Below are 10,919 nucleotides of genomic sequence, written 5' to 3'. Positions count from 1 at the left end.
GATCGACCGTCTCGACCTCGGGCTCGGAGGCGCTCCGCGGCTTGGTCAGCGGCTGCGCGCCCGGAGGCGCGAAGTAGTCGATCGGCATCGGCTTGCCGTCGACCTCCAGGCGGAAGTCCTCCCGGGTGAGGTTCGTGACCCGCTTGCCCGCGGCATCGGTGACGACGACGTCGACGTTCACCACCTCGACCTCGACGCGCTCGCCGAACGCAGGCGGAGCTTCCTGGGCGGCGACCGGGAGAGTCGCGGCGAGCCCGGCGGCGACCATGGAGCAGGCAACCAGCGCGAGTTTCATCTCTTGCCTCCCTTGCACGGCGCGGCCCTCGCCGCGAGCGCCGGGAGCGGCGGGATCGGCGGAGCACCGGGGCGCCAGGACGCCGGGACGCCCCCCTGGGCGGGCCCGTCGACGATGGCGAGGGCCGATCGTGCAGGAAAACGTCGCACTCGGCAAGTCGCGGCGCCCGAACCGGGCGCTGGCCGACACCCCCTCTCCGCCGGATCGCCTTCCCTACCCCGAGAAGCAGCAGGCGGGGCGGCGAAGGCTGCTACCCTGAATCCGGCCTCGCCCCTGCTGCACGGAGCGTGGCCGGAGGAACCATGGCAGACCCGGCAATCGAGCGCCTGCGTCTCGAACGCGCCCGCCTCCAGCAGGGGGGAGGCCCCGAGCGGCTCGCCAAACAGCGCGCCGCTGGCAAGCTGACGGCGCGCGAGCGCCTCGCCCTGCTCTACGACCCCGACACCTTCCAGGAGTGGAATCTCTGGGTGCGCCACCGCTCCACCCATCCCGATCTCGCCGGCAAGGAACTGCCGGCCGAAGGCGTGGTGACCGGCGTCGGCAGCGTCGGCGGCCGGCCGGTCTATGCCGCCAGTCAGGACTTCACCGTCGTCGGCGGCTCGATCGGCGAATCCGGGGCGGGCAAGATCGCCGAGCTCATGGACGCGGCGCTGCGCTCCGGCCACCCCGTGCTGGTCTTCAACGACGGCGCCGGCGCGCGCATCCAGGAAGGCGTCGCCGCCCTCGACGGTTACGGCCAGATCTTCTACCGCAATGTCCTGCTCTCCGGCGTCGTGCCGCAACTGTCGATCATCGCCGGCCCCTGCGCCGGCGGCGCCGCCTACTCGCCAGCGCTCACCGATTTCATCATCCAGGTGGCGAGTGTCGGCCAGATGTACATCACCGGCCCGTCGGTCATCCGTGAGGTCACCGGCGAGGAGGTCACTGCCGAGGAGCTCGGCGGCGTCGAAAGCCACGCCCACTACTCGGGGGTCGTCCACTTCGTCGCCGCAGACGACGCCGACGCGGTGGCGATCGCCCGCCGCCTGCTCGACTTCCTGCCCGCCAACAACACCGAGGATCCGCCTTTCATCGCCGAGCTCCACGAGGAGGCGCTTTATCCCGACGACGGCTTCTCGGCGATCGTTCCGGCCGACCCGCGCGAGCCCTACGACATGCGCGAGATCGTACGGCGCACGGTCGATCGCGGCGACTTTCTCGAGATCCAGGCAGCGTACGCCGCCAATCTGTTGATCGGCTTCGGCCGCGTCGCCGGACGCACCGTCGGCGTCCTCGGCAACCAGCCCATGGTGCGTGCCGGCGCACTCGACATCGACGCCTCCGACAAGGCGGCGCGCTTCATCCGCTTCTGCAACGCCTTCAACATCCCGCTGGTCACTTTCGTCGACGTCCCCGGGTTCCTGCCCGGCGTCCGCCAGGAGTTGGGCGGCATCATCCGGCACGGCGCCAAGATGCTCTTCGCCTACGCCGCGGCGACCGTGCCCAAGGTGACGGTCATCGTCCGCAAGGCCTATGGCGGGGCTTATCTCGCGATGTGCGCCAAGGCGATGGGCGCCGACCGCTCCTGCGCCTGGCCGGGCGCCGAGATCGCCGTCATGGGCGCCGAGGGCGCGGTGCGGGTGCTGGCGCGCAAGGAGATCGAAGCGGCGGAGGATCCCGCCGCCGAGCTTGCGCGCCGCGCGGCGGCCTACCGCGAGAGCTTCGCCGACCCGCGGGTCGCCGCGGCGCGCGGCATGCTCGACGACATCATCGAGCCGGCGGAGACCCGGGTCTACGTCGCGAGCGCACTCGAGGTCCTGCGTTCCAAGCGGGAGCTTCGCCCGCAGAAGAAGCACGGCCTGATTCCGATGTGACGACCACGCCCATGGACACCGATACCCTGAGCTTCGGACTCGAGATCTCCCTGATCGGCATGGGAGTCGTCTTTCTCGGCCTGCTGCTGGTGACCGGCGCGATCACGCTCATGCGCCGTCTCGACGAGCGCTGGCAGTCAGCCGAAAAACGGGGAGAAGCGGAGGCCCTGCTGGCGGCGCCGACGATCGACTCGACCACGCTCGTCCTGCTCGCCGCGGCCGCCGCGACCCTCGTCGCCGGCCGCCACCGGATTCGCGGCGTGCGCCGCATGCTGCCCGGCGAGGGCGCCGCTTCGGCCTGGTCGGTCACCGGTCGCGCTGTTCTCCAGGGTTCTCACGTGATGTCTTCCCGGCCGCGCGGCGGCTGACCGCGCTCGCCTCCATTCGACCTCCTGCGGAGTGAATCCATGAAGCTCAAGATCACCGTCCACGGTGTCGCCTACGAAGTCGACGTCGAAGTGCTCGACCCCGGCGAGGGCTTCCCGCCCTCCTCGGCGCTGCCGATCGCCCCGCTCGCGCCGGGCCGGGCCGCCGCGACCCGCGCCAGCGCGCCTGCCGCCTCCCACCCGGGCCAGCCTGCGGCGACGGTGCCATCCGCGTCGACCGCGGACCGCCGGTCTGTCGCCTCCCCGGTCGCTGGCACCGTGCTCGAAGTGCACTGCCGCAACGGCGAAGCGATCGAGTTGAACAAGGTCCTGTTCGTGCTCGAGGCGATGAAGATGAAGACCTCGATCGTCGCCCCGGGGGTCGGCCGGGTGGCCCAGATCCTGGTGGCGCCCGGCGACGCCGTGCAGGAGGGGCAGGCTCTCCTCCACTACGAATGACATGCAGACGCTCGAGGACTTTCTCGCCGCCGGCGCCGTGGGCAATCTCTCCTGGGGCAATCTGGGCATGCTCGCGGTCGGCCTGCTCTTTCTCTATCTCGCCATTCGCAAGGACTACGAGCCGCTGCTGCTGGTGCCCATCGGCTTCGGCATCCTGATCGGCAACATCCCCTACGCCGCCGGAATGGGGATCGGCATCTACGAACAGGGGAGCGTCCTCGCCTTCCTCTACCAGGGAGTGACGCTCGGCTGGTATCCGCCGCTCATCTTCCTCGGTATCGGCGCGATGACCGACTTCTCCTGCATGCTCTCGAATCCGCGCCTGATCCTCCTCGGCGCGGCGGCGCAGATCGGCATCTTCGGCGCCCTCTGGGGCGCGCTCCTTCTCGGCTTCGATACGCCCCACGCGGCGGCGATCGGGATCATCGGCGGCGCCGACGGGCCGACGGCGATCTTCCTCGCCTCGAAGCTGGCGCCCGAGTACCTCGGCGCGATCGCCATCGCCGCCTACTCCTACATGGCGCTGGTGCCGGTGATCCAGCCGCCGATCATCCGCCTGCTCACGACGCGCGCCGAGCGCCGGATCCGCATGAAGCCGAACCGCCCGGTGTCGAAGAGGATGCGCATCCTCTTTCCCGTCGTCGCCTTCCTGCTCACCGCCTTCATCGCTCCCGGTTCGATCACCCTCCTGGGCATGCTCTTCTTCGGCAACCTGCTCAAGGAGTCCGGGGTGACGGAGCGGCTCGCGCAGACGGCGCGCAACGCCTTCCTCGACGCGATCACGATTCTCCTCGGACTTACGGTCGGCGCCTCGACCGACGCTTCGCGATTCCTCACGCCGACCTCGATCAAGATCTTCGTCCTCGGCGCCGCCTCGTTCGCGCTCGCCACCGCCGGCGGCGTGCTCTTCGCCAAGCTGATGAACGTCTTCTCGGACGACAAGATCAACCCGATCATCGGCTGCGCCGGGGTTTCGGCGGTGCCCGATTCGGCGCGAGTGGCCCAGATGGTCGCCGCCGAGGAGGATCCGACCAACTTCGTCATCATGCACGCCATGGCGCCCAACGTCGCCGGCGTCATCGGCTCGGCGATCGCCGCCGGCGTTCTGCTCGCCGCCCTGCGCTAGCCTGCAGCGAGGGTTGCGCCGGACAAACCCGATCTGTTACCTTCCAAAGGCGCCAACAAGCGCTCTGGGCCCGCGCGAGTGGCGCGGGCACGTCGGTCAGACGAGTGGCCGCAGGCTCTTTCTCACCCTCGTCGCGCCATGCCGATCTTCGTCGGCGACCGACACTTCGTACGAACTCTGTGCCTCGACGGGATGCGATCGCTCGAAGGAGCGTCCTCGCCATCCCCGTCGGGCCGGCGGACGAATGGAGAGCGAACCCATGCTCGCAGATGTCGAGATCACCGGACGCTACCGCGCCATCAGCGCGCGGCAAATCGCCAACGATCCACGCTTCGGAGCACTCCCGGCGGAAGCTCGTCGCGGCGTCGAAGTACTTTCGCACGTGCTGCCGTTCCGGACGAACAGCTATGTTCTCGACTTGATCGATTGGGCCGCCGCACCGGATGATCCGATCTTTCAGCTCACCTTCCCGCAGGCCGAGATGCTCACTCCCGGCGAGTTTCGCAAGCTATCCGGCCTGATCGATCGGGATCTGGCCGCCGAGCTCAAGACGGCGGCGAACGAGATCCGCCTGCGGATGAACCCGCATCCGGCAGGGCAGAAGACGCACAACGTACCGCGACTTCACGGGCGGCCCCTCGAAGGCCTCCAGCACAAGTATCGCGAGACAGTGCTCTACTTCCCCGCCCAGGGCCAGACCTGCCACGCCTACTGCACCTACTGCTTCCGCTGGCCACAGTTCGTCGGAATGCCCGGGCTCAAGTTCGAGGCGCGCACTTCCAGCGACCTCACCGCCTACCTCGCCGAGCACACCGAAGTGACGGATGTCCTGGTCACCGGCGGCGATCCGATGATCATGAAGTCGGCAGCGCTTCGCGCCCACCTCGAGCCGCTGCTCCGGCCGGAATACGCGCACGTGCAGTCGATCCGCATCGGCTCGAAGGCGCTCGCCTACTGGCCGCAGCGCTTCGTGACCGACGACGACGCCGACGACCTGCTGCGTTTCTTCTCCCAGGTCGTCGCCTCGGGGAGACACCTCGCGCTGATGGCTCACTTCAGCCATCCGCGCGAGCTCTCGACCGAGCTGGTGCGCGAGGCGATCGCGCGCATCCGCTCCACCGGCGCGGAGATCCGCATGCAGGCGCCGCTGGTGCGAGCCGTCAACGACGACTCTGCGATCTGGTCCGAAATGTGGCGCACGGGGGTCCGCCTCGGCCTGGTGCCGTACTACATGTTCGTCGAGCGCGACACGGGCCCGAAGAACTATTTCGAGGTGCCCTTGGCGCGCGCCTATCAGATCTATCGCGACGCCTACCAGCAGGTGAGCGGCCTCGCCCGCACGGTGCGCGGGCCGTCGATGTCGGCGATGCCCGGCAAGGTCCGGGTGCTCGGCGTGCAGACGGTCGGGAGCGAGAAGGTCTTCGTCCTCGATCTCCTCCAGGCGCGCAACCCGCTCTGGGTCGGCCGGCCGTTCTTCGCCAGGTTCAACCCTCGCGCGACCTGGTTCGACCAGCTCGAGCCGGCGTTGGGAGAAGACCACTTCTTCTTCGAAGGCGTGCGCGAGCGCACGCCCGAGGAAAAGCGCCTGCTCGCGCTGCCGGTGGCAAGCTGAGAACCGAGGGACCTTGAACCCCACCGATCGGCTCTCCGCCAAACTGGTCAAGTTCCGGCCGTCGCTCACCCTCGAGCTCAAACACCAGGCGGAGGAGCGCCGCGCAGCAGGGCTGCCGGTGCACGACTTCGGCCTCGGCGAAACCAAGGGCGCGCTGCCGGTCGAGCTGCGCGAAGCGGGCGAGCATGCCTACCGCGACGGGCTGACGATGTACGGTGACCCCGCCGGACTGATCGATCTGCGGCGCCAGGTGCTGGTCTGGCTCGGGCTCGAGAATCACTACGGCATCGAGAACGTGGTGATCACCTCGGGGGCGAAGCAAAGCCTGTTCAACATCTTCCTGGCGACCTGCGACCCGGCCGACTGCGTGCTGTTCGATGCCGCGCCGTGGGTGAGCTACCAGCCGCTCGCCGCGGCGGCCTATGCGGTACCGATCATGGTCGTGCCGCGCAGCACCACCGCGCACCTCAAGGTCACCGCCGACGACCTGCGGCGCAATCTCGACCTGCGGCCGCATTCCCGACTCTTCCTGCTCAACAACCCGTGCAATCCGACGGCACAGCTCTACGACGCGCGCGAGGTCGAAGAGCTCCTCGCGGTCTGCGTCGAGCGCCGCATCTACTTCGTGCTCGACCGACTCTACTGGCAACTGCTCTTCGACGGCGCGATCTACGCCGAGCCGCGGATCGACGAAGAGACGCACCCGTGGCTGATCCAGGTCGATGGTCTGTCGAAGAACTTCCGTCGCGCCGGGGGACTGCGGATCGGTTGGTCGGTGGCGCCGACCGACGTCGCCAAGGCGATGATCAATCTGCAAAGCCACTACACCTCGGGGCCTTCGACCCCGGCTCAGCACGTTGCTCTCGCGGCCCTGCGCGGTCGCTACGACGGCGAGCTGCGGCGCGACCTGGAAGCCAAACGCAATCGGGTCGCCGCCTGGGCTCCTCGCCTGCCGCACGTCGAGGTCTGGCCGACCCCGGCGACCTTCTATTCGTTCTGGGACGTGAGCGGCACGTTCGGCAAGAGGACCCCCGACGGCAGGACGCTCTCGAGCTCCGAGGAGGTGGCCTCCTACCTCGTCGAACGCGCCGGGGTTCTCACCGCCGCCGGCGCGGCCTTCCTGCAGGAGGGCTTCCTGCGACTCTCCTTCGCCGTGCCGGATGAGGAGCTCGAATCCGGACTGGCCGCCGCCGCCGGCGCGCTCGGCGAGTTGGTCTAGACCGACGGCTCACCCGCGAGCCGACGCTTCAGAACGCCTGTCGCACCGCGTCGATCGCTTCGGGATTGGCGAGAGTCGAGAGATCGCCGAGGCCGGTCTCGCCGAGCCGGACGGCGCGCACGACGCGGCGCAGAATCTTGGCACTGCGGGTCTTCGGCAGATCGCCGACGAAGCGCACTTCCCTCGGCCGGGCGACCTTTCCCAACTGATCGGCCACCGCGGCGGCGAGCGCGGTTCGCAACTCTTCGGTCGGCTCGACGCCCGGCCGGAGGACGACGAAGGCGGCGATCGCCTCTCCTTTGAGCTCGTCCGGGATGCCGATCGCCGCCGCTTCGCTCACCATGCCGGTGGCGATCAACGCGCCCTCGACCTCCGACGGACCCAGGCGTTTGCCGGCGATCTTCAGCGTGTCGTCGGCGCGCCCGCGCAGAAACCACTGCCCGTCGCCGTCGACGGTCGCCCAGTCGCCATGGTTCCAGATTCCAGGCCACTTCGACCAGTAGCTTTCGAGATAGCGAGCCGGGTCCTTCCAAAGCCCGCGGGTCATCGACGGCGCCGGCCGGGTGGCGACGAGATAGCCGACCTCGCCGCGGACGCTCTCGCCCGCTTCGTTCCAGACATCGACCGACATGCCGAGGCCCGGGCCACCGAGACTCGCCGGTTTCAACGGATGCAGTGGCGTCGGCGACAACCAGCATCCCATGAGGTCGGTGCCGCCGGAGATGTTGATCACCGGGCAGCGCTCGCCGCCGGCCTCGCGGAAGAACCAGTGCCACGAAGCCTCGTCCCACGCTTCGCCGGTCGAGCCGAGAATCCGCAGGCGCGAGAGGTCGTGGCCGCGCGGTGCCGCATCGAGCTTGCGCAGCAGGCGCACCGCCGTAGGCGAGACGCCGAGGATCGACACCCCGTGCGCGGCGCAGATTTCCCATAGACGTTCGGGTGTCGGCCAGTCGATCGCGCCTTCGAAGAGCACCACGGTGGCGCCGTGGAAGAGGCCGCCGATGAGCAGCCAGGGCCCCATCATCCAGCCGATGTCGGTGAGCCAGAAGAAGACGTCGTCGGCGCGCAGGTCGAAGGCGTAGCCGTGTTCCTTCGCGGTATTGACCAGCGTTCCGGCGTGCGAGTGGACGGTGCCCTTGGGACGGCCGGTTGTGCCGGAGGTGTAGAGCAGCAGCGCCGGATGCATCGCCGGGAACGACAGCGCCGCTCGGGGCTCGACCTTCGGCCCGAGAAACTCCTGCCAGGAGATCTCGCGCTCGCCCAGGGCAGCCGCTCCAGAACGCTCGACGACGACGATCTGCCCGACCGACGGCGACGCGCCTGCCGCGCGGCGCGCGGCCGGCAGAATCGGCACCGGCTCGCCGCGGCGGAAGCTCGTATCGGCAGTGAAGAGGAGCTTCGCCTCGCAGTCGCGCAGCCGCTCAGCGAGCGCTTCGGCGCCGAAGCCGGAAAAGACCGGGACGAATATCGCGCCGAGACGGATCGTGGCGAACATCTGGATCGCCACCTCCGCCGAGGTCGGCATGAAGGCGGCGACGCGATCGCCGGCGACGATGCCGGCGCGGGCGAGCGCCGCGGCACAACGCGCGACCTCCGCCGCGAGCTCGCGGCGCGAGAGTGCAGCGACGACACCGTCTTCGCGCACCGCGACGATCGCCGCGCGATCCGCCCCGCTCCCCCGAGCCGGCCGGTCGATGCAGGCGGCAGCGAGGTTCAGTTCGCCACCGACGAACCAGTCGGCCCACTGCGGGCCCCGCGAGAGATCGACGACCTCGCGAAACGGAGCCGTGAACGGAATGTCGAGATGGTCGACGACTTCCGGCCAGAACCGGGCGGGGTCGGCGCCCGCAGTCGCGATACGGCGACCGATCCAGTCGATGCCGTCGATCTCATCGCGGACCTCGCTCTTCTTGCCGCCGAGCCGGGTCAGGAGCTCCCCGACCCGGAACCGGCGGCGGGCGTCGGCTGGGGGCGTCCAGGCGTAGTCGGTCATCTCCGCCGCTTTGTACCGCGTCGCTGCCCGCGGAGCAAGCCGCAGACGACGCCACCAGTACCGCCGGAGAAGTGGCAGACTCGAGACGTGAACGAGGCTGCCGCCCGCGAGACGGTGCTGATCCGGGCCGTCGAGCGGGAATTGCCGGCCGTCTCGGCAGGATCTGCGGGATTGGCGTGGAGCGAAGAGGATCGAGCTTGGGCGACGCGGACTGGGCGCGAGCCTGCTCCACTTTGACGACCGCGCGCCTCGGTCGCGTGCTGCACGTCGGCGCAATCGCCTTCGCGCTCGGCGCGCTCGCCAGCATCTACCTGCGCGGCCTCGCTTTCGAGTACCGCGCCGGATGGTAGAGCACATTCCTCGGCGCCAACGCCGTGCGCTCGTTGCTGGGCGCCGTTCTCGGCCCAGCCTCGGCGCTTCCGACTTCGCCGGCGGCGTGACGGAGATCACCCCCCTGTTCGCGCTGACGGCGACCCCCGAGACGGAAAATCAAGGGTTGTTCCTCGACCTGCTGGCCGCGGCAGGCGGCCCGGCCGTCCTGGCGGTGATCGTCGACGAGTCGGGATACCGTGCTCGATTCGGCAGGAGCTCGAGGCGGAGGCAGAGGAGCTCGCGACCTGGCGGGCCCACATGGCCCGGCACGCGATCGTCCGCGGCGTGATGGCACTCGACGCTTTCGCGCGCTGCTGGGTGCAGGAGGTGGCGCTCCGCGCCGCGGTCGACCGCGAGCTCGTGACGACCACCGGCCTCGCCGGCAGGGTTCGCGACCTCGCGCTGACGCTCGGGATCGGGCGCGACGGCGCCGCGACTCCGAAGCAGGCGGCCATGCAGGCGCTCGCCGCGCGCCTCGACACCGATATCCGCGCCAGCACCGACCGTCTCGTCGCCCTGCACGAGCTCACTGCGGCGTCTGGAGCTCGACCGGCTCTGGGCCGATCGCCGAGCCGAGACCGGGAGCGCGCCGCTGGCGGCACGGCTCACCGCACCTGTGACTGCGGCCGCGCGCGCGATCCTCGCACGGCTCTATCCCGACTAGCCGAGAGTCGTCGTCCTCACCCGTCGCGCGCCACTCGGTGTTACCATCCCGCAAGTTCTTCAGCAGGAGGAATCCATGGTCGACCGGTCGCGTGAACTCGCGGTTCGTTTTGCCGTCTCCGTCGCACTTCTCACGATGGCCGCGGCCATCCCGGCGCAGAGCTCCACCTCCTTCGCCTCCTTCCAGGCCTGGCTGGGGACGTCCACCGTCTTCCTGGACGGTTTCGAGTCCGCCTCGAGCTGCCCCTGGTCGGCGGTGCAGCCGCCGGACGCCGACACCTGTTCCAACGGCCTCGAAGACGGATGCGAGACCGACATCGACTGCGGCGGCCGCACTTGCGGCGGCTGCGAAGACTTCGAGAACTGCCTCGTCGACGGCGACTGCCAGAGCGCGATTTGCTCGAACGGGATCTGCGCCCAATGCCTGAAGCCCGCCAACTGCCCCGGAGCCGATACCGATTGCGCGTTCCGGACCTGTACCGCACTGACCTGCGGTACCGGTTACACCCCTGCCGGCACGGAGACCTCGGCTCAGACGTTCGGCGACTGCCAGGTGAACGTCTGCGACGGCAGCGGTGAGCCGGGCGACGTGCCCGACAATAGCGACATCCCCGACGACGGCAACCAATGCACCGCGGAGTCTTGTTCCGGGGGAGTCCCGACGTTCGACTTCGAGCCCGCCGGCACCCCTTGCGCGCAGAACGGCGGCGCAACCTGCGACGGCAACGGCAACTGCGTCTGATCCGCCCGCGGGCGCAGTGCATCCCGGGCTGATAACGACTCGAGAGCGAAGGCTCAGGCGGAGAGGGCGCCCGCAACCTGCGCCCGCCTCGTCCGTAGACTCTTACTACCGGCACCTCGGGGCCCGCATCGGTTGGGCAGATCCGACGACCGGCCTGCGCGAGGGGGACGGGGGGCGGATCGCGCAGAGGCCGCTCCGGATCCAAACGGGATTCCCCCAA

At 69.4% G+C, this 10,919-nt stretch carries 11 protein-coding genes; 8 read left to right on the top strand and 3 right to left on the bottom strand.

What is annotated here, in order from left to right:
* Positions 1–295: hypothetical protein (locus KBI44_07195; protein ID MBP9144252.1), on the bottom strand; the 295-nt coding region annotated here is incomplete at its 3' end.
* Between the two features lie 302 nt (positions 296–597).
* Here KBI44_07195 and KBI44_07190 point away from each other — a divergent pair.
* From KBI44_07190 to KBI44_07165, 6 genes are all read left to right on the top strand, one after another.
* The gene (locus tag KBI44_07190) at positions 598–2,148 is read left to right on the top strand and encodes an acyl-CoA carboxylase subunit beta (protein MBP9144251.1); all 1,551 of its coding nucleotides are present in this window, start codon (positions 598–600) and stop codon (positions 2,146–2,148) included.
* Complete coding sequence (locus KBI44_07185; GenBank protein ID MBP9144250.1) at positions 2,145–2,516, top strand: OadG family protein; 372 nt, start codon at positions 2,145–2,147, stop codon at positions 2,514–2,516. The genes KBI44_07190 and KBI44_07185 overlap by 4 nt, the downstream gene beginning before the upstream one ends.
* Positions 2,517–2,555: 39 nt before the next feature.
* On the top strand, positions 2,556–2,972 hold the full coding sequence (locus tag KBI44_07180; GenBank protein ID MBP9144249.1) for an acetyl-CoA carboxylase biotin carboxyl carrier protein subunit: 417 nt from the start codon (positions 2,556–2,558) through the stop codon (positions 2,970–2,972).
* Position 2,973: 1 nt separating this feature from the next.
* Positions 2,974–4,098, top strand: a complete 1,125-nt coding sequence (locus tag KBI44_07175) for a sodium ion-translocating decarboxylase subunit beta (GenBank protein MBP9144248.1) — start codon at positions 2,974–2,976, stop codon at positions 4,096–4,098.
* A 259-nt stretch (positions 4,099–4,357) separates the two neighbouring features.
* Positions 4,358–5,710, top strand: coding sequence for a lysine 2,3-aminomutase (locus tag KBI44_07170; protein MBP9144247.1), 1,353 nt, complete (start codon positions 4,358–4,360; stop codon positions 5,708–5,710).
* 13 nt (positions 5,711–5,723) lie between these two features.
* Positions 5,724–6,929, top strand: coding sequence for an aminotransferase class I/II-fold pyridoxal phosphate-dependent enzyme (locus KBI44_07165; protein MBP9144246.1), 1,206 nt, complete (start codon positions 5,724–5,726; stop codon positions 6,927–6,929).
* 28 nt (positions 6,930–6,957) lie between these two features.
* On the opposite strand, the gene KBI44_07160 is transcribed toward KBI44_07165, so the two are convergent.
* Positions 6,958–8,922 (bottom strand): AMP-binding protein, encoded by a 1,965-nt coding sequence (locus tag KBI44_07160; GenBank protein ID MBP9144245.1) that lies wholly within the window; start codon positions 8,920–8,922, stop codon positions 6,958–6,960.
* 197 nt (positions 8,923–9,119) lie between these two features.
* Here KBI44_07160 and KBI44_07155 point away from each other — a divergent pair, with 197 nt between their 5' ends.
* Complete coding sequence (locus KBI44_07155; protein MBP9144244.1) at positions 9,120–9,272, top strand: hypothetical protein; 153 nt, start codon at positions 9,120–9,122, stop codon at positions 9,270–9,272.
* Between the two features lie 139 nt (positions 9,273–9,411).
* Here KBI44_07155 and KBI44_07150 read toward each other — a convergent pair whose 3' ends face one another.
* Positions 9,412–9,903, bottom strand: a complete 492-nt coding sequence (locus KBI44_07150) for a hypothetical protein (protein ID MBP9144243.1) — start codon at positions 9,901–9,903, stop codon at positions 9,412–9,414.
* 130 nt (positions 9,904–10,033) lie between these two features.
* Here KBI44_07150 and KBI44_07145 point away from each other — a divergent pair, with 130 nt between their 5' ends.
* The gene (locus KBI44_07145) at positions 10,034–10,699 is read left to right on the top strand and encodes a hypothetical protein (protein MBP9144242.1); all 666 of its coding nucleotides are present in this window, start codon (positions 10,034–10,036) and stop codon (positions 10,697–10,699) included.
* The last annotated feature ends 220 nt before the right edge of the window (positions 10,700–10,919 follow it).

The organism is Thermoanaerobaculia bacterium (assembly GCA_018057705.1).
In the GTDB taxonomy this organism is placed as follows: Bacteria; Acidobacteriota; Thermoanaerobaculia; order Multivoradales; family JAGPDF01; genus JAGPDF01.
Note: the sequence above shows the minus strand (reverse complement) of the source record. Positions and strands in the feature narration are given on the sequence as shown.

Coding starts and splice junctions, on each gene's coding strand:
- KBI44_07145 (MBP9144242.1), top strand. CDS start 10,034: ATGGTCGACCGGTCGCGTGAACTCGCGGTTCGTTTTGCCGTCTCCGTC.
- KBI44_07180 (MBP9144249.1), top strand. CDS start 2,556: ATGAAGCTCAAGATCACCGTCCACGGTGTCGCCTACGAAGTCGACGTC.
- KBI44_07160 (MBP9144245.1), bottom strand. CDS start 8,922: ATGACCGACTACGCCTGGACGCCCCCAGCCGACGCCCGCCGCCGGTTC.
- KBI44_07170 (MBP9144247.1), top strand. CDS start 4,358: ATGCTCGCAGATGTCGAGATCACCGGACGCTACCGCGCCATCAGCGCG.
- KBI44_07190 (MBP9144251.1), top strand. CDS start 598: ATGGCAGACCCGGCAATCGAGCGCCTGCGTCTCGAACGCGCCCGCCTC.
- KBI44_07175 (MBP9144248.1), top strand. CDS start 2,974: ATGCAGACGCTCGAGGACTTTCTCGCCGCCGGCGCCGTGGGCAATCTC.